The sequence below is a fragment of the Sphingobacterium sp. UBA2480 genome, from assembly GCF_002341965.1.
Classification (GTDB): Bacteria; Bacteroidota; Bacteroidia; order Sphingobacteriales; family Sphingobacteriaceae; genus Sphingobacterium; species Sphingobacterium multivorum.
The window spans coordinates 121119-144162 of record NZ_DDPA01000001.1; the positions used below are offsets into that span (position 1 = coordinate 121119).

The following is a 23044-nucleotide window of genomic DNA, read 5'->3' on the forward strand; positions in this document are numbered from 1 at the left end:
TATTTGTAATGGAAGTTTTATATGATATTCGCATAAGAGTTAGCATCAATGATATTGAGGCTGGATTGTTATACAAGTATTTAAAGATGCACCCTGTCGAAAAACGCTGCATTAGGGAGGGGTATTTTGGTTATTCTTTTAAAGATTTCCCGCAAAAAAGAGAATTCGATTTAATGCTGAATTTAGAAACAATTGATTGCTGTTTGAGGGTATTGGAGGATCAGGATCTGAATGATCCGCTGGAAAACCTGCTCAAACGTGACCTGCTTGAAAAAATTTATCAATGGGCAGATATTATTAATAAGGAGGAATACGCAATCGAATATTTTCAGAGCAATTATTATGCGATTTGTCTTCAAAAATACGGCGATGAAGATACCTACTTTAGTTTTGAAAATTATCTAAAGCTGCGTAATATTACTGAATCCCATCGAATTGTAGATTTAGAAAAACCAACACGGTCCATTATCAAAAGGATCAGGCATTTTCTTAATATATAGATATTGGGCCAAGGGTTCATCAATGAATCTCTAACCGCAGAATATACTGCAAAACATTTTCACGGGCTTTTCTGGTGGAAGGACGGGATTGGTTTTTGGTGCATTGAAATCTGGCAGAATGGAAAGTATAACAGCACCTACCTAGGAGCCCATCTGACAGATCTTATTGGTAAAGTTCAATCGAAGTACGGTCTTGAGTAGGATTTGTATCTTTTTAGTAGCATATTAATTAACAATGTGAGTTAAATTGTTAAAGACGAACCTTCTAATATTTTACTAAGCAAATTTTGTTATTGCTCAATCCGTAAAACCCGATAAAAAAAAACGTAAATCACTTATTTACTAGATTGCAATAAATATAGATTTTCAGTTTTTTGACGAAGACACTTATTTTACTTTTTGCGATGTAGATGTGAATATGTACTGACAAAGGTCAGCGACCTCAGTATTTTGCGTATTTTTTTGAGTGTAGGGGCCAATCCCAGCCAGCATCCATTTCTTTATATTTTAAACAGATAGAAATGATTTTTTTAGTAAATTAGTGTCAGCTAATAACCTAAAAATATGAGAACAATTAAAAACGTGATAGGCATGTTCCTATTGTACCTAGTTGCATCATCCTGCACTAACAGCACAATTTCCAAAATAATTTTTGAAAAAGACTTTGCCACAGGCCATGCGGACTGGAAAGTGGCAGGCGATACGATTACGAAACAGTTTGACCTTCAGTTACCTGACAGTAAGGAACCAATGAAGCTATTTTATCTTGTTGCAAAGGATCCGGGCGGATGTATGCGCATCAGTTATGCAAGGGTAGAGCGGGCAAACCTAGAGTCTAAAATGATGGCGGACAGCGTGAAGGCTAATGCTGTTCCCTGCGGAACGGGCTGGGAATCGGCTGATTCCACACGTTATGAACAGATGGTGCTGACGGGCAGTTTTAGCAAGTTTAGCGGTATCAGAAAAAATGTGAAACAGGGTTCTTTTCTGATCCTTAAGGGGAATGGCACGTTTACCGTTCATTAGATATCCTGATATTGTATAGTATTTAATTTTCAGTAAGTGCAGTTTGCAGAAACAACGGAGTAGGAGCAGGAATATTGAACGGGCTACTATATATGTTGCCGCAAAGCATGGTATATTTACGAAGTGTGGTATAGTGATCTTTAAATTAAAGCTGCTTAAAAGACTCTTCAAATACATAATTTATAAAATATTAAACTATCATAATGCCAAATTTAGAGGGAATTGGCCTACAGAATTTTAGGACATTTAGCAAGAAGGAAAATCTTGAGTTTGGACCTATTACGATTATTACTGGGTCAAATAATGCTGGAAAAAGCTCTGTTTTTAAAGCAATTCAGTTCATGGTCCATAATTACAAAGACGGGATTGTTTCGCAACACCTGGACTTTAAGAATATGCAGCATGAACTGGGAAATATGGAACGTATTTTTAACCGGTCAGCATTGCAACATTATAAAGACTCGAATCAGCAGAGCGAGCACATGTACTCAAGAATTTCCAATTTCCATCAGAAGTATAGTTCACAAACCATGGAAAGGCCTATTTTTGAGGATGATTCAGATCTAGTGTTTGCATTTCCGATTAAAATAGGCGGAAGCAGAGAAATAGATGCAACGCTTGAAATCAGGTATGGGCTGTACCGCTTTATCAATAGGAAAGGTGCCGTTGAAGAGGATGTGGTAAACCATGATATCAAAAGTATTGCGATTGTAAGAAAAGGTAAATATTTGCACTGGTCCAATGTGATTGGATTCAGATACGGTCATGAAGAAGCCGATTACTGGGAAATGTCCACAAGTATTGATCTGAAAGAAATTATCAGGCTCATCTTAAAGAATCCTTTGAAGGAGATGAAAAAATCAGAGCCGAATGAAGAGACTGTCGATATTTGCAGTATTAACCTTTTTAGCAGAATCGATAAATACAAATCCATTTTGCTTGAGAAAAACTTTTTTTCCTACGAGCGGGAGAGTTATAGAGACTTTCTTAAAAAAAGGGTAGCTGGTAAAAGCATATTTTCCAACTATTCGGGAGTATCGGAGCAGGAAAAGTCAAAACTTTCTGAAATAGAAGAGACGGTCACGACAGCACTTCTTAAAGGAAAAGAAAACAATCATGAAAAGATCTTAGACTGTTTCCATGACAACTTTTCCCGAACATATGATGGAGTCTGTAAAGATATTGTGATAGCCGAATCAACAGAGGAGCAGCTCCGTCCAGAAGGAGCCGTACAAAGTTTTTTAGAATCGCCCTGGTTTAAAACAACAGATAATAGTGATCTTTACTCAGATCTTTCGCAGGCGATAGAGAAAGATTTTACTGAAATTGTCAAGAAAAAGGTTGAGAGTTTAAATCGAATTCATTTTTTGCCAACTGCACGCGGTAGAAATAGGGCATGGTTTATAGACGAACAGAATGGGGAAGACGTACAGATCGTAAAGGATTTCACATCTATCTATTTAGAAAGCTACCCACAAATACAGGATTTTGTCAATTTTTGGATCGGTGTAGGTGAGATAAGGGATAAAAATGGTGATATCAAAAATAAAGGTTTCAATATAGGAAAAGAACTATCAGTTGTTAGGGACGAGTCTATCGGATTGACTAAAATTTTCCTAGTCAATTTTGACGGTACAAGGACAGCATTGGTCGATCTGGGATACGGTGTGTCACAACTTCTTCCTATCATACTGAAGATAGCTACGCTTGCCTTTATGTACCAAAGGAACCATGAATACAACTTTAATCATAATGAAGGTTATTATGAAAAGGAAGCTATTTATTATATGCCATCGACGCTTTTGATAGAAGAGCCGGAGGCCAATCTTCATCCATCTTTACAGTCAAAAATGGCAGAGTTATTTATAGATGCCGCCAGCAGGTTCAATATCCAATTTCTCATTGAAACCCATAGTGAATATCTTATCTATAAATTCCAGGAATACATAGGCAATAAAGTAATTTCTCCCAGTGAGGTCAAGATGTATTATTTTAATCAGCCCCATGACGTTAAAGCAGGTCTCAAACAAAATTATATAAGTCACGTAAAGATTGAGAAAGATGGCAGTATAGACTATGAACAATATTTTGGCAAGGGATTCTTTGATGAGCAGAATAATCTAAAGCTAAGCTTGTTCAACATTCAAAGAAACCATTTTATTGAAGATTATGACGAAATAAAAGAAAAGCAAATAGCGTCCAAAACTGCTCTTGATCAAAAAAATAGAGAATTGGAACAGCTTCAGCATAAATTGGAAGGTGCATATTCTGATCATGCTAAGCTTAAAGAAGAAATCAATGAAGCCAAAAGGCAGAAAGATAAAATAGAATCTGAATTACAGCTAGGGTTAGAGCAACAGCAGCAAATGATTGACCGTTTCCTGGAAAAAACCGATTATTCAAAATACGTAGCAGAAGTAAAAATATTAATTGATGAAAGCAAAATCGATAATAATAAAACGCTACAATATTTAGCAACAGGTAAATTCCTATTGATAACGTTAGATAATGACGCCGATTTTGCTCCTGTTATCATACAGTTTGGTCGTGCAGTGGAATTTGAAATGATCAAATGGATGGATGATTTCACGAACTATATCGACAGTTCGAACGTGACTATATGGTCAGAAGATGCGCACTATAAAGACAAAATTAATCACATTATTGATAATTTACCGCTAGCTCGGGGAAACGGCAATAGCACAATTTTAATTAATGGAAATAATGTAATGATCGATCACTTGAAGAATTATAGCAAAAATTCCACTGCTGGTTATAAGTTCGGGAATTTGACCCAAATCTTTGAATTACTACATAGCATATCGCCAACAAGCAATCCTATGTACAATTATAATTCTGTACCATTAGTATTGGAGTTTTCCAATTTTCTAAGAAGTTTTTGGAGGGACTACAATAATGCAGAAAGCCTATTTGGTACGTTCAGATATATAAAAGATCTTAGAAATTGTGCAGGTCATACCTATAATGACGCTATCTGTACCCATGATGTGATCGATAGGAATACAGCTGAGGATTACATTGGGAAGGTTCTGGCGATTTTCAAATATTTATAATCCGTTGTACCTTTTGATGATCTAACGTACTCACCTAATTATTAGTCTCGGATGGGTCTGAAATCACTTCGCCACCCATCCCTGACCTTTGTTTAACATTGCCAAAGTTTTCAGATATAGTATTCCTAATGATTGTTGAATTATAATCTGACTTATAAATATAAAAAAAATTATCTTGTTAGGGAGTGCCTGTAGTTTCTTGGGGCTACTCGATCGTAATTTTTCTGCTGATATCAATACAAATGAGGAGTTCTGAGAGATGCTCAAAATTACGTTAAATTCCTGACCACTTCCCAAACGTTTTGCTGCTTATTTTAGCTTAATTGCCAGACCTTTTCGGAAATCTTCTTTCCTTTATTGCTTAAATGTTCGCCGATCCTAACGCTAAGTTCATTGGTTAGCTTACGCGATATTTGTGCATATGCCTTTTCGCCTGTACTGAACTCGGCTATTGCCTGCTCTGGCTGTCCGGTCATGTCTGGTTCGAAAAGAAATTCAGCAGGACAGCCTATTTTAGCAGATTTGCCATAAAATTTTATTCCATTCATATTGCGAAGCCTTGGTATCTATCGATGTTGTTTGATCGCTAATTATCTGTATTAATAATCTTATCATTTCTAACGCTTCGAGAAGCAATTTGTTTTGTCCGCACGACAGAAGTATTTTGTCAACTAAATTGTAGAAGTATACAACCATTTGATTTCCGGTTATGTTATTAAACTGCAACGGCGCATTTTTTGCAACTTATCATTAATATATATAAATCACTAAACACCAATATCATGGCAGACAATAAATCAAAAAAAGGAAAGGCAGACAGAAATAAAGTTAGCAGTTCTGAGAATTACGAAATCCAGTATTTTAGGGACAAAATGGGCGTAAGTTCCCAAGCTGTAGTTGGCGCTATCAAAGCGACCGGTTCCAACGATAGGAAAACGCTTGAAGAATACTTAAAAAAGCGTCACAACAAATAATTAGAGCAAAATGACTCTTTTTTGTTAACCGTTCTGTTTCCAAGTGCGGTAGAATCATAATCCCTAATATCCATCATTCAAAACCAATCAAAATGGCATTAGATAAATACCGTGAAAAACGATCAGCAGATAAAACTCCAGAACCATTTGGCGGCACTGGGTCAGGGAAGGAGCTGCGATTTGTCGTACAGAAACACGACGCGTCGCATCTGCATTACGATTTCCGCCTAGAAATGGATGGAGTGCTCAAAAGCTGGGCAGTTCCGAAGGGTCCTTCCCTTGACCCAGGAGTCAAAAGACTTGCTATGATGGTTGAGGATCATCCTTATGATTACAGGGATTTTGAGGGTGTCATTCCAAAGGGGCAGTACGGTGGAGGGACGGTAATTGTTTGGGATGAGGGAACTTATGAAGCGGCTGAACCTGTTGAAGGAGACCTTAAGAAACAGGAGAAAAATTTACTGCACCAGTTACATAAAGGAAAGCTGAAAATTAAGCTGAACGGTGAGAAGCTTAAGGGTGAATTTGCGCTTGTGAAAGCATATGGTAGGGGAGAGAACAGCTGGCTACTGATGAAGCTCGATGATCAATTTGCCACAACAAATGATGTCACCTTAAAAGATAAATCTGTTCTTTCTGATAAAACCATTGCGCAGATGGAAAAAGCACCTGATAAGGTATATGGCAAAAATATTGTGAAAAAGAAAAGCACGGTCAAGGATAAACCTGCCGCAAATAAGCGCGCTGCCGTACTTATAGATGAACAATTTGGTCCTGACCAAGAGGATGAAACGGCTATTGATGTGGCAAAAGTGTTAAAAGATGCCCCTAAAAAAGCTTTTTACGACCACATCGAACCCATGCTTGCTACATTGGTCGATAAACCCTTCGATGATAAGGACTGGTTGTATGAGGTTAAATGGGATGGTTATCGGGCAGTATCCTTTCTGAAAGGAGGGAAGGCGGAGATTAAATCCAGGAATGATAAAAGCTTTAATGAGAAATTTTATCCGGTTTATGATGCTTTAAAAGAACTGAAATTCGATGCCATTCTGGATGGGGAAATCGTTGTTGTAGGCGAGAATGGACAGGCGGACTTTGGTTCGCTACAAAACTGGCGGAGTGAATCTGATGGTATTTTACTGTACTATGTTTTTGATATATTATGGTACAAGGGAAAAGACCTGACCGATCTGACTCTATGTGAGCGGAAGGCTGTCCTAAAAGAAACCCTACCAGTGAACGATATTATTAAAATAAGTGCGCCATTCTATACCTCAGGAATTGAATTTTTGGAAGCTGCCAAGCAGATGGGGCTTGAAGGAATTATGGCGAAAAAGAAGGACAGCCTCTATCATACACATGTGCGCACGAAAGACTGGTTAAAAATTAAAGCCAATAAAAGGCAGGAAGTAGTCATTGGAGGTTTTACATTGAACGACGACTCCCGCAAATCTTTCAGCAGTATTCTGGTCGGAGTTTATCAGGGCAAGGATCTGATCTATACGGGTAAAGTCGGTACAGGTTTTAATGATAAAATGCAGAAGGAAATGATGGAGCTTTTTAAACCTTTGATCACTGACAAGCCCCCTTTCTCAGAAGAACCGGATGTTAACAAACCTTCACGGTTCCGTCCCAACCCACCGCATGCGTCTGTTACGTGGTTAAAGCCAAAACTGATCTGCGAAGTGAACTTCACGGAAATGACAAGTGACGGCGTTATGCGCCATCCGTCCTTTGAAGGGATGCGGGAAGATAAGGATCCTAAAAAGATTGTCTTAGAAAGGGAGGCAGAAACAGAGCAGATAATTGATGAGGGGAATGAGAGGATCATTGAACCGCAGGGAAAAATAAAACGGAAAACACTGTTGAACCCCAAAGAAAAAACACAGGTCAAAACAGTTAATAAACATGAACTGAAATTTACGAACCTGGATAAAATTTTTTGGCCGAAAGAGAAGATAACCAAACGAGACCTGATCAATTATTATTATCAGGTTGCACCCTTTATTCTGCCATATCTGAAAGACCGGCCACAGAGTATGAACCGCTTTCCGAACGGTATAGAAGGGAAAAGCTTTTATTTTAAGAACGTGACCGATACAGCACCGGACTGGGCTGAAACGTACCTCTATAAAAGTGAAACCAACGAGCAAGACAAACATTATCTTGTCGGAAAAGATGAAGCAACCTTGCTTTATATGGCCAATCTTGGCTGTATTGAAATGAACCCCTGGAACAGCACTGTGAAAAAGCCGGAATATCCGACATATTGTATTATTGATTTGGACCCCGATAAAAATTCGTTCGATCAGGTCATTGAAGCGGCACAGGTCACAAAGCAGATTTTAGATGACATGGGTATTGACTCTTTTTGTAAAACAAGTGGCTCTACGGGTCTTCATATCTATATTCCTTTGGGAAATAAATATACTTACGAGCAGTCCAAGGAGTTCGCGCGCGTAATTGTTACGCTTGTTCATCGCGAACTGCCAAATTATACAAGCTTGGAGAGGGCCATTAAGGACCGCAAAGGTAGAATGTATCTTGATTTTCTTCAAAATAGGCCACATGCGACAATTGCTTCCGTGTATTCTGTCCGTCCTAAGCCGGGAGCTACGGTTTCAATGCCCTTGCATTGGGATGAAGTAAAGAAAGGACTTAAAATGAGCGATTTTCACATCTTCAATGCAATGGAAAGATTAGCTAGTGAAGGCGATATCTTTAACCCAGTCCTGGGGAAAGGCATTGACCTCAAAAAAGCGATTGAGACCTATTCAGGGAAATAGGGTCTGGTCTATAAGTTGTGGGAAAGCTGTTTATTTAAAGTACAAGAGCCTTTTTCAAAGTTGAATCTACTGGCACTGGGAATTTTCAAAGTAAGATTTTTATGACAGATCCAAAGTTATTAATAGACATCAATCGGTAGCTGAGGACCACTATCAGACCTGATGTTGTGGATCTGGAATCCTCGCATATATTTTAATATTTTGACATTTTTGTTTACCAGTGGACTTTGTTTAATGTACTTTCAAGCTCTTCAATACTTGTCAGAAGGATGCGCTGATATTATTTTAATAATAACTTCTTTTTCACCTTTCGCATTTTTAAAAATTGTTGTTAGGAAATCCTCATGTTTGCCAATTCAAATCCCTGTACCAATGGATCACCATTTACATGGATAAAGTTGTAATGGATTGGCTCACTTCCATCATTAGAAGATATGGCAGAAATATGACTACCTTTTTCTAATTTATTATAATTTGTTTAATTTATTTACAAAAATCGCTAATAAAACAACATGATTTCGACGGGGGTTATTTGGCCCCCTAAAATCTACGTTTTTATTATCGGATCAACCCAATAAACGTGATAGTCGGTCAGTGTGAGGACGTCCCCTGGCGAGATTAAGCAATCGACAATATCTTCAACGCCGTCGCCAATAATGAACTGTAGATTTTCCTCTATGGCTTTTGCTCCTGAAATAATGACGCCTTCATCGAGGAAATATAAATCTGTCTCAATCAGGTTTATTCGGTTCTTATTAATCCATTCTTTCAACTCTTCCTTAGTCATTTGCTTAACTCGGCCGGCCACGTCTTGAGCTTCCTGCAGATCATCGCTGGCGGAATCAGGAAAAGCAATAATCAAAAAAGTCTCGTACTTACTAAAATCACCAGTGCGGATAGCTGCATTCCTTAAGTATAACTTTTCACCGTAATTACCTAGTTCATTTCTATAGTCTTGTAGTGTCTTCATACCATTTTCTATAAAAACACTTCCAAATAGTGCTTCGTTTTCAATATTGTCTAAGGCATCTGGGATAACCAATATATGCGGTTCTTTGAGCGGCACGTTTGTCCAACCTTCACAATCTAAAGCAACCAGCCAGTCCATAATATTAGGCACCGAGATAGCCTTCCAGGTTACATTTTCGTTATCCTCGCATTCGCTTGGAGCAATAAGAACATTATACCCCTTGCTCTGAAGCTCTTTCAATACTGTGTGTGTAACCTTGACAAACTTCATTTTTCTTGTTACTTATAATTAAATATACAAAATTATGTGTTACCATACTTCCACGCCCAGCACCAAGCAATTAGTAGACGCTTTACGAGGAAAAAACGTTCACTATCAAATGAAGAGATTTTTCATGTGAGTGGATTTACTCGGCCATACCTCCCTGTTACTTTAAACAAGGATCAGGATAGTGTAGTGCCAGCTCGGTGGAAACTTATATCTTGTTGGGTAAAAACGGAACACTTGATGGATCGTCAATTTGTGGACAACAGCCAAATAATCTTGCTTTGATAAAAATGAAAAAAGCCTTGAGTGGGGAACCCAAGGCTTTTGCCATTATTAACCTATATTTTTGAAAAGTACATATTATACAATATCGAATAACGTTTGGTTTTAATAAATATAAAAAAAGGCCAATCATGAGATTAACCTTTAACTAAATTAGAATATATCCATGGACGAATATGCACTTAAAAAAATAGAGCCTGACCCTTTTTATCAAGCCCTAAATACAATTCACTTACGGAGTATTTAAATATAATAATTTTATTTCAAAAATAGGGCGAGCTACAAAAAGGCCTTAAAATGACCGATTTTCACATCTTCAATGCAACGGAAAGATTAGCTAGTGAAGGCGATATTTTTAAACCGGTTCTTGGAAAAGGTATAGATCTAAAAACGGCCATCGAAAAATATTCTACAAAATGATAGTAAAAAAAAGATAATAATTGATTTTTAAATCCTTTTTTTTTAATCGACAAATATTGATAATTGGCAACAGAAACAGAAGGTTCTCATTCGTCTGAATCTGTTGCCCTTATTATAGTTCTGTAATATTAAGAGCTATAAAACTTCAGAGAGTCTTCGCACACTAAAAAAGCGGACATCCATACGCATCTACTGGAGTACCAATCGGGGTATTGGGGCATCTATCCACATCATCTGCGACACCATCCTGATCTTGATCGCCAGGTGCTGGAACGGCACTTGATGAAAGCATTACCAATGCGAAGGCAAATGCTGTAAACTTTAAAATCTGCTTAGTCATAATAATTTATTTAAGTTATAAAATTCTATTCTGAGTAATGGACCTAGGTTATATTTTATTATTTTTTGTACGAAAGTATATTTTTTCAGATACTGCTTCATCCAGCAACTTTTTTGTGTGTAAAAGGTCATCTAGTTTAACAGGTATATCTTCCCTTTGTCTGCTAAGGGCAATATACCAGCTTTCCACGAGAACAATTTCCTCGTTACTGCATTTATCTTCGCAATATTTTTTAAGTAAATTTTTAGAAATGTTTTCTTTCATAGCTATTTACTTTTCTAAACTCAAACCAAGCTATTATGTAAACTGTCAAACAGAAGGATTACATAATAGCTAGTTTCTTATTCAGTTTCCTTACTCAAATGTTCTTCCTAAGACGTACCTGCCGTAAAGAGCTGGATACATAAAATATTCTCCTGAAATTGGTGTTCCAGCAAAACGATATACTTTTTGTAGGTTTGCAGACGAAATTGTTGATTTGCATCCATCCATCTTTTCAAAATCAATGTGGATTGGAATTAAAACCTGTTTAATATCTTTCTTTTTTGTTTTTAGGTCTGTATAAATACTTTTGAAATCGAGTTTATCTTTAATTTCTTGCATCAAACTTATAAACTCGGGTGCAGCACTATCAGAAAAACTAAGAAATTCAACTTGGCCCCCACTATCAAAAGTTACTTTCATGAGTGTAAAGGTCGTAGCACACTTTTTTTGAAGTTCAGCAGGATATTTTAAGTGTTCTGCGAAGCTTGAATTGAATTTTTCGTATGAAGGAAATTCATCATTCTTTTGGCCAAAAACAGTGCAGTAGTTGAAAGCTAACAGGATTGCAATTATAATTCTTATTTTCATATCGACTTCTTTAATTACATTTTTTTCCTTTGTGCCCAGTCTCGTAATCGGCAAGGATTCTGGAGCGCTCATTCAAAGATGGTAATTTATTTCCAAGTTTTGCTGCTATATTATCCCATGTCTGGTTATTGACGCTATTCTGGAATGCATCGAATAGACCGCCCATAGCAACAGAGTATGCATCTGCTGCTGGCATATTATAATTGTCTGTTAGGTATTTTGCCATAAGTTCTACATAATTTGCTAGCATAAGATCGTGTTGGTTATTAGCAAATGCATATCCTTTATAGCTGAGGTAGGCATGTATTGCCTCATGAACAGCGACCATAGCTATGTATTCCTGAGAGGACCCAGGTAAATTATTCACATTCAGCTGGATATCGACGTCCATACTGAGCAAATTACCATTATTGTCAAAATATAATTTGCTAGGAGTTGCATTGCCGTTTACATCATTAGCCAAGCCTGTCGTATCATGGAAAATAAGATTAAATTTTCCTCCTACTCCAAAAATTGATTTCATGGATTCGTTGGCTTTAAAATTAATATCACGATCAATAATTCCGGCTACCAAAGCTCTCAAACAGGGATTCGAGACTTTATTGTATATATAGAAATATCCCTCGCTGCCACCGGATGAACCGCCATCACCTCCAGTTCCATCGCCGCCATCTCCGGGCCAGCCTGGGTCGGGGCCTGGATCAGGATTGTAACCGCCATCACCGGGAAGACCTGTGCCTGGTCCAGGGTTTGGATTTGGTACCACAACCTCTGGCAGGTCGTTGTCAACAGGACAGCCCTCTGGATCAACCCAAGTATCGGCAGGAGTATTGGGGCATTTATCTTCTTTATTAGGAACTCCATCACCGTCTTCGTCATCGTCACCATTATTTGAAGCACCCGCGCCAGCTTTTTTTATCGCACTATCAGTAATCAACGAAGTCTTTCCATCAATTACTTGATATTTCTTATAAAGGATTCCGTTTACACGATAAATCGTAAGTGTTCCATTTACTTCACTTGCATCTTTTTTCGAGGTTGCATCAGAAATAAATTCTGAGACTTGTGCATAAGTTTCTCCTTGCTTCTTAATCATAACCAGCTGGAGCGTAACATTGCTGCTAATATCCATTCTTAATGGAAGTGAGATAACATCTTGACCGTCAACTTTCGTTATACTTATTGCTTTATAATCTGGTGTAAGATTTCCATACCTCTTTGTAAAACGGTGCAAACCGTATTTTGAAGTAACCTGATATAAACTAGTTATTTCTTGTTCAGATTGGAGAGCTGTCTGTTCTAGATTAATCGGTGTGTGATCCTTTTGGCATCCATTGAACATAAAAAACATAGCGAAAAACAATAGGACAAAATAGATTCTTTTCATATAAATAAATAGTTATGTTTATAACATTTTTCCCCTGGTGTAAATAGTTGAAAAATTGCATTTGGTTTACTTTATATTGTCAAGTATAAATAAAATATATTGAAGGTTATGTAATATTATTTTTACTTTCCGTAAAAATGTACTTTAAGCTATAGAAATTATTTCATAAGTTGGAATATCGCTCCCGATTGTAACAATTAGTTAGGACAATTACTTTTTTATACGATAGTAACTGCATGCGCTTTTATATTGCTCTTTTTTTCTTTTATCAAAAATCACTTTTGTATCACAATATGTGTAAGCGATAAATGGAGCTTTGCCTTGACTTTCTCAAGGCTTTTAATAATTAAAAATAGTGTTTTAGACATTTTATTGAATTAGACTCAGGCGGCACTTGCAAGTATTCAATATCACATCTGATATTGACGTAGCTGAATCCGCTAAAAGTGGAGGAAAGTTGAAGAAGACCGGATAGTTAATGGAAAGAATCGTAGGGGATTTAACGGTTTAGTGTTTATAGATATTTGCATTATTCTTCTTAACAATACTTTTCCAATCAATAATTTACATCTAACGATTGGGGAGGCCCGCGAAATCGTTGTCTTGTATTTTAACATTGTGAAAAACGAAATCAAACGGGTAAGGCAACGGTATTTACGCGGCTCTAAGTACGAATAACTAGATGAAAACGTTGGTTCCGATTTCTCCGCTATAATAGTTGTGGAGCAGCAAGGTATAGTGAAGAGCTACCCAGGATTATTTGAAGCATTTGTGGAGATACAAGGTATAAAAATACAAGCTGCGTATGGGATGTTACTTAATAAAAATGGATCTTTCTAAAAAAGTCCAAATTTATTGATCGCAGCTTCCTCTGGTGTACGTCCAAGTTCTTCCTGAAACAAAGTATAAGTTCCATTATAGCTTGGATTTTTACAGTCGATCAAAAGCCTCGTCCGGTGTCCTTCTTGATAAACCTCGACCAATTTACAAGGAACTGCATAACCCGTTTGAAATGAGACATAATACTTTTCACCAACAATAAACTCAAAAGGTTTCCAAGACTTAAGATCTTTCAAAGGCTTGATATCTTTATCAACTTTAATTCGTGCTGTACTTTCCATAATATTGATTTGCTTATAAAATTACAAATTACGGAAAAGGAAACCATTAAAAAAGTTGCATCATTTAATTTGTATTGATGATTAGTTTTAAACCTCATATGATAATTCCGGGACTTCGGAATAGACAAATGCTTTTGATGGGCTTCCTGTTGTTCTAAAGTCTTTTTCAACGGTATAGGCTTGCATGTCGGAAGCTTTGATCTGATAAGTTGCAATGTCCGTGATCCGCTGCTCTGTCAGATCCTCCATCATCCATTGCCATGCAAGCTCGTCAGGAAGCATAGTTGGCATTCTGTTCTTTGAATTATGGATCTGTCTCATGAGTGAATTTGCTTCCGTGGTTACAAGGGCAACAGTATCAACGGTCTCCCCGGTATCTTTATCTACCCAGGGCTGCCAAATTGCAGCAATAAAGAAATATGCCTTATCTTTTAATCCGATATGGTATGGATATTTATCGGCTGTTTTCAGCGGCTGGTTGGTTTTTTTGTTCAGACGATAAATATGTCGCCATTCATAGAACTCACTTGATAAGATCAGACATCTTCTTTCCAGTGCAGCCTTCCGGAACATTTTTTCACGGCCAGTGTTTTCATCGATCAATAATAGTTCCTCGCCTTTTGCATTCAATGTCGTATAGGGCTGCCGCCATTTACCGGTACCGTCCTTGTACCCAAAGCGCATTTTTTTGACATCTTCTCTATTTTTGACGTACGACGGAATGAAACCCCATTCCATTTGCACAATGTCAAAATTGCATTTGTCTTCGGTGGGTCTTAAAACGGCAATATTTCCGTAATTAAAACCTTCATGTATTTCCTGATCGAGGAAATCATAGTTCATAACGGCTTTTTCAAGATCCATTAATCTGATGAATTCTTCCCTTGATACGCGTTGTCCATTGTAATAACACATAGTTTTATTCCTTTAAGTGTTTACTAATTTCTTTTCCAAACTCTTCGGCCTCCTTCTGACGGCCCTGCGGAATGCTTGTCCATGTATCGCCATTCCATGTTTTCACGCGCGCAACGACCAGGGGTTTTCTATTATCGGCAAATGAAAGCCTGAAGACCTGCTGGTCATTTACTACATGTTCATATACAGCAATTTTCAAGCCCTGAACTTCTATCTCAAACATATTTTCAAAAAATAATGCCACAAGTTTATGTTACGTAGTCGATATCGCGAATTTTGTCTTGTTTAGCGTTCATTGTTACTTTGTTAAGCAACTAAATGATGGCCCATCGCTTAAAATTATTGTTCAGTATAAAATTTATGGACACAATGTAAGTTATCTCTTAAGATAAAGCACTCCGTTTTATAATCGTCACCATATGGGCATTTTTCAATTTTAAGCTGTCTAACGGAATAAAATTCTATGTTATTGATCACTTCATCATTTTTTTGATATTCTTTAGGTAACCGGTCATAATTCAAGATATCATGATTCAGTTTTTGATCACCTGTATAGAATAATGAAACAACAATTATTTTTTCAACGTTATCAAAAAACGTCTTTTCGCGGTCTTCTTTTCCTACGAGTTTTCTGATTGTTCTACCGTCGTTAACTACATCAGTTATAAGAATAACTGTTTTATATTTCTTGTCCTCATTTTTAAGATTAAGCTTATTTTCAAACTTGTTGTGATCGAGCCACCTATATGAATATGGTAAGTATGTATATTTTTGTGGATATTTTAATGAAGCCTTGCTTGCAATCATATTTCCTTCATATCCTAGTCCTATGATTAGGTCCGCTTGCTCGACAAGCTCCATTTTCTCGAGAACATCAATTATAGTATTCTGTGCAAAATATAAATCTTCGAAATTTTCTAGTAACCGTCCAATATCTATCCAGTTATGTGCACGTGAGGTTTCACTCCAGTGAAAATGACCTTGGTGGAAAAGCTTTTTTTCTTTTACAATTTCGTAAAGGTTTTTCTGTAAGACCTTATTTTCGTAAATTCGAATTTCAGTTTTTCTCTCTTCTTCGTGTGTTACAGAGGGCTCTGCTTCACGATCACCATCTGTATCAGTTGGGAGTAGTGGAAATGGTTCCGCTGATAGAATTTCCTGTTGATCAGTGTTTTCTGGCAAAAAATCAATTTGATCGTTTTCTTGCCTTTCTGGGACCTTTCTTAATACAAAATTTTCTAACTCAACTTTCTTGATATCTTCATAACTGTATTTTGCCCATGCACCAAATGCTCCTTCTCTGGTGCTGCTTATTGTGCGAAGTTCATAGACTTTATTCTGAAGAATAAGATTACCACCTGAGGTTTCTATTTCATATACTTTAAAAGTTGCTCGAGGATTACCTTTTGAGGAAAATGGCCCAGAATCACTTAAGATAACACCTTCGCTATCTGCAAGGGTTTTCGAGTTTGCAGTATGTTCATTTCCATTAAGAACACATTTTACCCTGTTCCTTTCAAGAATAGTCGATAATAGTCTTCGGTTGGTCTCCTGCCATTGTCCAAATTGTTTATCCTCGTGTTCCCCTTCTAAATTATGGTGTAGACAAAGTATGAGTTCATGATTTTTATATTCCTCTCTAAACTTCTCTAATTCTTTTTCAAATTCAACAGTCGGCAGGAAACCATGACCTCCATTCTGATCAACGTTAAAATTTGAGTTAACTGCAAGTAGCAGAATGTCACCTATTATTAGATGATCAAAGATGCTTTTCTTATAATCGAAGTCTTCACCTTTTATTTTATGGTAAAACTCATTGAAGTTTTTAAATTTTAAAATTTGATGGTCTTCTCTGGCAATTTTTTTTCTTATTGCATCTTTAATGGTGTCTCTATGAACGTCGTGATCACCTGGGATTAACAGTATCTGCTCCTTAGGAAGCCGCAGTTCTGCCATTAATAGATCCAGCAAATGAGATGCTTCCTCAAATTCCGCGGATTCGCCAATATTAGAAATATCGCCGGTGACCAAAAGATACAGTTTGTTATACTCTAATTCTTTAACCTTATCTGTAAATAGTTTGATATAGGCTGTGTTATTTGCTCGTTCTAAGGTTAAGTGGGAATTACTGTTAGCAGGGCCAAGATCACCACTTTGATCAGAAACATGCAAATCTGAAATATGTAAAATTAGATCATTCATCTCTTAAATCCGTTTTAATTTCATCTTCTTGTATAGTATTAACTTCGTTGGATGAAACATTATTTTTTGTATCGATTAATTCATCTTCAACCTCGTCAGTCAAATCAGTTTTAATTTCGTAGTTTAAGTCTTTGTAATTTGTCTTGTCAATGGAAAAAATTGCTAAAGTTGCATCTTTTTTATCGATGTGACATTTTTTAAGGGTCTCAGTTTTGATTAGAGATATATTTCCCAAATATGACCCTCCAAGGAACTGGATGATATTTTTCACAATTTTTACTTCCGTTCCCAAGCAAACCATGTCTGAAACAACAATATAATTTTTTTTATCAATGATGTTTTTGCCAAGCGAACTATACAGTTTATTAATCGGCCCAATTTTATCAAGAATTAAAACATCCAGTTTAAGCAAGTTTGAAAGAATGGATACGATATATGCACTGTTTAAACTTTGACAGACTAGGATAGGAGTGTCCTGTTTCTCATTATTTTCCTTTGAATAAAATGGAATTGGGCCTTTTTTTCTCCATTCTTTCAAAACCTTAGAAGCAAGAAGGTAGATGGCGTACATCAACAATCCTTTTTTTTCAGACATAAAACTTTTAACGTTGATGTATGATGTTAGGTAAACAAAGGAAGATGTATGCTGTTTTCCATGCTCCTCTGAAAATGGTTTTAGTTCATTTTTAAAATGCTCTTTAAAAATGTCCTCAATTCTGAACTTTTCCGGGTAAAAATTATTTTCATTTTCATAGAAATAAAATCTATGAAATCCTTCTTTTATGCGGGGATCCAGCGTTATTTTATCGAAAAAGATGATATCCTTGGCCAGGTTGTCCGGATGATTGAAAAAACCATGGCACAGCGCTTTTGCAATTTCTTTTGTAATATTTAAAAATACGATATTATAATCTTTCCTGAGGTCATTGAAATATGTATCCAAGTTAGGCTGGATGGCTTCAATTTTGCGAAAATCGAAAGCTATGTTGCTGCTTTTTGGAGCGGATTCCATAATGTCTTTATTGACTCGCTCCATTGTTATTGACTGGAGTCTATCACAAAAAATGCCCAGATTAATATCTTCTAAAAAATTCGATGTGATTACCTCTTCACTATGGAGATTATAGTACATGAAATCCCCTGCGTTCATTTTGGATATGATCATAATTTAACGATTAGGAATTTCTACTTCGATATGAACTCCCTTGAATTTTACGTTGAAAAATCTAATAGAGGAAAATTGTGTTTCCTCAGAGTAATAATCGATTGTTACTGTGAGCATTTTTGCAAAAAGTTTCTTGATCTGATTTTTAGACTCTATTATACTCTTTTGATATAACGATTTATCCAAATCCGTATTTTCATTGAGTTTATGGGTATATAAAATTGATGTCCTAATTTTTTGAAGTGATGAAAGATATTTAAAGATTCTATTTGTTACTATAATCTGGCAATTATCGGTATGAAGCCTAAAGGAACCCTGCGAATTTAAAACCACATTTAGCATCAGATCAAAGATTCCTTCTCTTTCTTTAAGAGAAGAGTAAAACAAAGCCTCAAATATGTCGATCAAATTTTCAATAAAAGCAGGTGAAAACTTAGTTTCTATTTTCTCTAACAAATTTCTAAATTCATTCTTGCTGTAATAAAATGGAAAGAAAACTTTTGAATCCAGCGATTTTTTTAATCCAATCCCATTATCAGAAATCGAAAATTTGGTTCGATACCTGTCAACAAACATCATGGCGTAAGTGGTTGATCCAGAATGAATGACTCCATTGGTGATGAGCTCGGACAAGATGTCGATATATGTATTATGATACTCAATGGTATTAGGGTTATCAAATAATAATTCTCGAAAGTGTTCCTGTACGTAATAGGAGGTCATTGAGTTTATTTGGTCCCGTAGAAGAATATCATTGAAGAGCTGAAAGTCAATAGTTGAATAATCATCTTTTTTATAAGACCTAACTAAGTGATCTTTTCTTATTTCCTTCCCCTTGAAGGCGCCTAGATACTCTTCATTATAGGAAATTATACTATTTCCATATTGATGGTAGTAGTCCTTGTCTCCAGCAGTTTTAAAAAAGTTTGCTCTATAAAGAAATTCCAATGCTGAACTTGTTGCATGGTTATTATTTAAGAATAATCTTAGGGGACTTTTATGAAATTTACTTAACTGCTCTAAGATGCTTAATAATAATGGAATAGTTATAGGGTCAATCCTGTAGTTCGAACTATAAATTTCGTCATCCCCATTTCCAAATAATCTGAAGGCAATCTCTTCAGAAGGATGTTCTCTATAATAATTTGCCAATTTTTTTAGAAAATCACGATAGAAAACAAGTGGAGTGAAGTTGACATTGCTGTCAATAATTGGTATAATACTCTCCATAATAACTAAAAAGCACTCTTTGATTGGAGATGCTCGGTAAATATAATAAAAAAGAAATTTAATTTAAAGGAATTGCATTGGAAGAAATCGAGTTTTTGAAATGCTTTTCCATGATTCGACATTATTATAGCTTTGATCAATGATCTCTGTTTTCAGTTTTAATAGTGTCTGGTCCATAGCTTCTTCCTTTATAACGAATCTCTGGACAACAATAAAGACCTGAAATGATACTTTGATATTATTTCCACCTGCTTATTCCTAGAATTTCCGGAAGATTCAAATCAAAAATTTTGTGCTCCATAGATGAATTTAAAATCCAATTTTTTTCTGTAAATATGGATGAATAATTGTATACTAGGATAAACTAAATCTGACGAACTGACTAAATAAATATTTAATTCATGACGCAGGTCAGCTTTTGTTTCGTACCTACTTCTCAGACAGCTTTTATGAAGTTATAGAGTACCTGCTGTTCCTGTTTGCACTAAAGGATTTTGTATATTTGAGTTTAGCTGATAAATGATATACTGAAACCGTATAATTAATATTTTTCAATGAACGAAGAAGAAATCCGTGGGAAGTTATTATTGCCTTTTTTGAAAGATTTAGGATTTGACGAATCTGAAATTTCTTTAGAACGTAATTTTAAAATTAGGTTAGGCAAAACGGTTCGTCCGATTAACGGACGTTCTGATATCCTCTGTAAAAGAAATGGGCAAAACCTATTTATTGTAGAGTTGAAGAATGATTCAATTTTAATTGATCAAAATGATATAGAGCAGGGAATATCATATGCCAGGGCCTTGGAAGGAAATATTGCTCCTTTTACAATAATTACTAGTGGAAAGGATACAAAGATTTTCGATTCAGTGTCAAAAGAAGAGCTGACTGGTAAAAATATATCAGAATATTCTGAATTCTTTAAAAATGGCTATTCTTTATCAATGGACGAAGATCTTCGAATAAGATATGAGGCTTTAGCTAAGTTTATCTCCTTTTCTTCCGAAAATTTAAGATTGTTTTGTAAAGGTCAGGTGCAAGATAGGATGGGCCCTATTATAGGATCGAAAGATTCGCCCTCTGCTAAATTCATAAGTGAACTTTATTGTGAAAGGGAAGACCTTTTTGCACATTTTAATAATTTCCTGAATTCCGACGCTAAGATTTATGCGATTGTGGGTGCGGCTGGAGTTGGAAAAACAAATTCTGTGTGCTCACTTGCTCTACAAAGTCTGGAAGACAAATTTGTGTTTTTCTATAATGCCGCATTGTTACACAAATCCCCCCTTGAGCACATTGCCCAAGATTTAAATGTTGTTTTTTCGGGAAAGAGCGACAGCATGCTGGTACTTAAGAAGCTTAACGAGTTAGGTAGAAGCATCAATAAAACAGTTCTAATTTTTATTGATGCAATAGATGAAAGTACAAATCAAAATATCTCATACGAATTAAGTGAAATAGCACTATCCTGTAGAAATTTTGACAATGTTAAAATTTGTATTAGCTGTAAATTAACTATTTGGGATAGTATTTTAAAGATAAATGGAACAAAATCTCACCTACATGAAGAACTGGAGAAATATCCTGAGATTACCAACCATCCACTACATAAAACAGGGTTTTTATTGCAGGACTTTACGGAATTGGATCTGATAAACGTCATCCCCAAGTATGAAAGTATTTTTGGGTTTAAAGGCCCTATCTCAAAGAGTTTGTTGGAAGAATTGAAAAATGGATTCTTTTTAAAAATCTTTAGTCAAGTATATAAAGGTAAGGAAGTTCCTGAAAAAATTAACGATATAAAATTGATACGAACTTATTTGCAGGAATCACTGGAAAAAACAGAAATCGGTATACAACCTGCGCTGAGAATACTTTCAAAAATAGGAAAAGTATTGCTGAACAGTAAATACACTTCCCGTGAATCGCGGGATGACAACGGAATCGATATAAACAATGTTCTGACAGGTCTTAAGCTTGGTGTGAACGAGGGTCTGTCCGAGGATTTATTCGCCAGAAATATCCTTATTAGATCAAACAAGGAAGATTCATTCAACATATCATTTTACTTTTCAAAAATTCGCGATTATGTTATTTGTTTTCATAGTTATAAATTGAATAAATTAAGCGATGATGAGTTCTACGGACTACTTGAAAAATTTTATCAGAATTATATCGGTCAGAGCGCTCTCGCTTTCTATATGGAAAATGCATCTTTTTCCCATAGAAGAACATTATCGAAATTTAAAAAAGACAAAGCGATCAAGTATGTAAAAAAATACAATAAATATTTAGATAAACATTTTAAGAATACAAAAGCTCTGTTTGACCCAAAGACAAATGGAGAAATAGGGATAATCCTTTCTAACGATGAATTACATGAGAATGGCTATGCGCTATACCAAATGCAAAAGGAGTCTTCGGATAAAATTAGACTGGAAGATCTTAAAGATTCTTTTTCAGAAGATAACTATGATTACCTTCTAAATCTGGGAGTAAATTGTGTACATGGAAGCAATCAGGAATTCTTAGTAGCTGACCAGCAAAAAATATTAAAGCAAAATATACTTAAACAATTGAAGGAACTGCTGAAAAAAGGCCGATTACCTGGCTATAGTTCAGATATATTGCTCTTAGAACAGGTATCATTAATAATATACTATTATCATAAAAAACTAAATTATGATTATAAAATAGACGATTACTATATTCCACGGTTTGAACAGATATATCCTATTAACCTCACTGAACTTAAAGATAAAATTTATCTCTTTAAAGTTTTCTATCATTTTAGAAATAGGGAAGGACTCTTCGCAGAAGATTTGGACATAGCTGTGGAAAAGGCCTTACGAGAAAACTTTATCGCACCAGATTTACATACAGTAGGAGATTTCCCACCATTTGAAGAACTGGGTAAAATTGTAGATATTTTATTAGAAAGGGGATACTCAATAATAGAAAATCATCATCTGCCTTTGCCGGACAAGTCTGTCTTTGAAGCACAGGAGTTTGAAAAAAGCGCTAAGGGAAGAAATTATAATCAGTTGAGAGTTTATCAATTTAGTCAGTCACAGGCTAAATTATATACCGAATCCTTTTTCAATCATGTTGAATCGTGTTATAAAAGTTTTGTGGAAGAAAATTTTCCAGCTTATAAAAAAGAGTTCCAATTTTATAACAATTGTCCGCACGAATACTTCTTTTATTGTGATAAAGATGGCCTTCGCGGTCGTGGATTTTTTGGCTATAAACCTTCAAAACAGGGTCGGGTAGGTGTTCATATCAGTAAAATTCCTGCAGAGGAAGTTTTTAGATCAAAATCGGCTCATAAAGAGGCCGACATATCTGTTCTCAGGGTATTTTCATTTGGTAATTTTATTTATAATGATAATCTTTTGAACCATAGACAGACTTTTTATGAGTTCAGAACTCCTGAGGTCGATAAATTCTGTGTTTTAAGAAACTGGGTGTACAGCTTAGTCGAAGATGATATCGAGAAGGTTTTTAAAAATTATGATGTATAGACAGTT

General features: G+C 35.9%; 20 protein-coding genes. 8 read left to right on the plus strand and 12 right to left on the minus strand.

The window, feature by feature from the left end:
- Nucleotides 1-8 precede the first annotated feature (8 nt).
- The 3 genes from B3600_RS00560 (at nt 9) to B3600_RS00570 (ending at nt 4600) form a co-directional block, all read left to right on the plus strand.
- Complete coding sequence (locus tag B3600_RS00560) at nt 9-500, plus strand: hypothetical protein (protein WP_286751740.1); 492 nt, start codon at nt 9-11, stop codon at nt 498-500.
- Nucleotides 501-1064: 564 nt separating this feature from the next.
- Complete coding sequence (locus B3600_RS00565) at nt 1065-1526, plus strand: hypothetical protein (RefSeq protein ID WP_286751741.1); 462 nt, start codon at nt 1065-1067, stop codon at nt 1524-1526.
- Between the two features lie 203 nt (nt 1527-1729).
- The gene (locus B3600_RS00570; RefSeq protein ID WP_286751742.1) at nt 1730-4600 is read left to right on the plus strand and encodes a DUF3696 domain-containing protein; all 2871 of its coding nucleotides are present in this window, start codon (nt 1730-1732) and stop codon (nt 4598-4600) included.
- A gap of 314 nt (nt 4601-4914) precedes the next feature.
- On the opposite strand, the gene B3600_RS00575 is transcribed toward B3600_RS00570, so the two are convergent.
- On the minus strand, nt 4915-5148 hold the full coding sequence (locus tag B3600_RS00575; protein ID WP_286751743.1) for a hypothetical protein: 234 nt from the start codon (nt 5146-5148) through the stop codon (nt 4915-4917).
- A 234-nt stretch (nt 5149-5382) separates the two neighbouring features.
- Here B3600_RS00575 and B3600_RS00580 point away from each other — a divergent pair, with 234 nt between their 5' ends.
- Both B3600_RS00580 and ligD read left to right on the plus strand, forming a co-directional pair.
- A complete protein-coding gene (locus tag B3600_RS00580; RefSeq protein WP_286751744.1) occupies nt 5383-5574 on the plus strand; it encodes a DUF3606 domain-containing protein in 192 nt (63 codons plus the stop codon).
- Nucleotides 5575-5666: 92 nt separating this feature from the next.
- On the plus strand, nt 5667-8363 hold the full coding sequence (gene ligD / locus B3600_RS00585; RefSeq protein WP_286751745.1) for a DNA ligase D: 2697 nt from the start codon (nt 5667-5669) through the stop codon (nt 8361-8363).
- Nucleotides 8364-8910: 547 nt separating this feature from the next.
- Here ligD and B3600_RS00590 read toward each other — a convergent pair.
- Nucleotides 8911-9603, minus strand: coding sequence for a hypothetical protein (locus B3600_RS00590; RefSeq protein ID WP_286751746.1), 693 nt, complete (start codon nt 9601-9603; stop codon nt 8911-8913).
- A 576-nt stretch (nt 9604-10179) separates the two neighbouring features.
- On the opposite strand from B3600_RS00590, the gene B3600_RS00595 reads away from it, so the two are divergent.
- Nucleotides 10180-10302, plus strand: coding sequence for a hypothetical protein (locus B3600_RS00595; RefSeq protein ID WP_286751747.1), 123 nt, complete (start codon nt 10180-10182; stop codon nt 10300-10302).
- Nucleotides 10303-10465: 163 nt separating this feature from the next.
- Here B3600_RS00595 and B3600_RS00600 read toward each other — a convergent pair whose 3' ends face one another.
- From B3600_RS00600 to B3600_RS00615, 4 genes are all read right to left on the minus strand, one after another.
- Nucleotides 10466-10642, minus strand: coding sequence for a hypothetical protein (locus tag B3600_RS00600; RefSeq protein ID WP_286752227.1), 177 nt, complete (start codon nt 10640-10642; stop codon nt 10466-10468).
- A gap of 48 nt (nt 10643-10690) precedes the next feature.
- Nucleotides 10691-10906: a hypothetical protein gene (locus B3600_RS00605; RefSeq protein WP_286751748.1), complete on the minus strand. Its 216-nt coding sequence runs from the start codon at nt 10904-10906 to the stop codon at nt 10691-10693.
- A gap of 90 nt (nt 10907-10996) precedes the next feature.
- A complete protein-coding gene (locus B3600_RS00610) occupies nt 10997-11494 on the minus strand; it encodes a hypothetical protein (RefSeq protein WP_286751749.1) in 498 nt (165 codons plus the stop codon).
- 10 nt (nt 11495-11504) lie between these two features.
- Nucleotides 11505-12881, minus strand: coding sequence for a hypothetical protein (locus B3600_RS00615; protein WP_286751750.1), 1377 nt, complete (start codon nt 12879-12881; stop codon nt 11505-11507).
- A gap of 471 nt (nt 12882-13352) precedes the next feature.
- Between B3600_RS00615 and B3600_RS25550 the strand changes: the two genes are divergently transcribed.
- Entirely contained in the window at nt 13353-13559 is a 207-nt protein-coding gene (locus tag B3600_RS25550) for a putative glycolipid-binding domain-containing protein (protein ID WP_376749772.1), read from the plus strand.
- A 158-nt stretch (nt 13560-13717) separates the two neighbouring features.
- Here the strand turns inward: B3600_RS25550 and B3600_RS00620 are convergent, their stop codons facing one another.
- The 6 genes from B3600_RS00620 to B3600_RS00645 all read right to left on the minus strand — a co-directional run bounded on the left by B3600_RS00620 (nt 13718) and on the right by B3600_RS00645 (nt 19514).
- Nucleotides 13718-14002, minus strand: a complete 285-nt coding sequence (locus tag B3600_RS00620; RefSeq protein WP_027374886.1) for a hypothetical protein — start codon at nt 14000-14002, stop codon at nt 13718-13720.
- A gap of 87 nt (nt 14003-14089) precedes the next feature.
- Nucleotides 14090-14917, minus strand: a complete 828-nt coding sequence (locus tag B3600_RS00625) for an SOS response-associated peptidase (RefSeq protein ID WP_286751751.1) — start codon at nt 14915-14917, stop codon at nt 14090-14092.
- A 4-nt stretch (nt 14918-14921) separates the two neighbouring features.
- Nucleotides 14922-15140, minus strand: coding sequence for a hypothetical protein (locus tag B3600_RS00630; RefSeq protein WP_286751752.1), 219 nt, complete (start codon nt 15138-15140; stop codon nt 14922-14924).
- Nucleotides 15141-15256: 116 nt separating this feature from the next.
- Nucleotides 15257-17119, minus strand: coding sequence for a metallophosphoesterase family protein (locus B3600_RS00635; RefSeq protein ID WP_286751753.1), 1863 nt, complete (start codon nt 17117-17119; stop codon nt 15257-15259).
- Nucleotides 17112-18284, minus strand: coding sequence for a hypothetical protein (locus tag B3600_RS00640; RefSeq protein WP_286751754.1), 1173 nt, complete (start codon nt 18282-18284; stop codon nt 17112-17114). Before B3600_RS00640 ends, B3600_RS00635 begins: the two co-directional genes overlap by 8 nt.
- Nucleotides 18285-18287: 3 nt before the next feature.
- A complete protein-coding gene (locus B3600_RS00645; RefSeq protein WP_120230732.1) occupies nt 18288-19514 on the minus strand; it encodes an ATP-binding protein in 1227 nt (408 codons plus the stop codon).
- 554 nt (nt 19515-20068) lie between these two features.
- On the opposite strand from B3600_RS00645, the gene B3600_RS00650 reads away from it, so the two are divergent.
- Entirely contained in the window at nt 20069-23038 is a 2970-nt protein-coding gene (locus B3600_RS00650) for a type I restriction enzyme HsdR N-terminal domain-containing protein (RefSeq protein ID WP_286751755.1), read from the plus strand.
- Nucleotides 23039-23044: the final 6 nt, after the last annotated feature.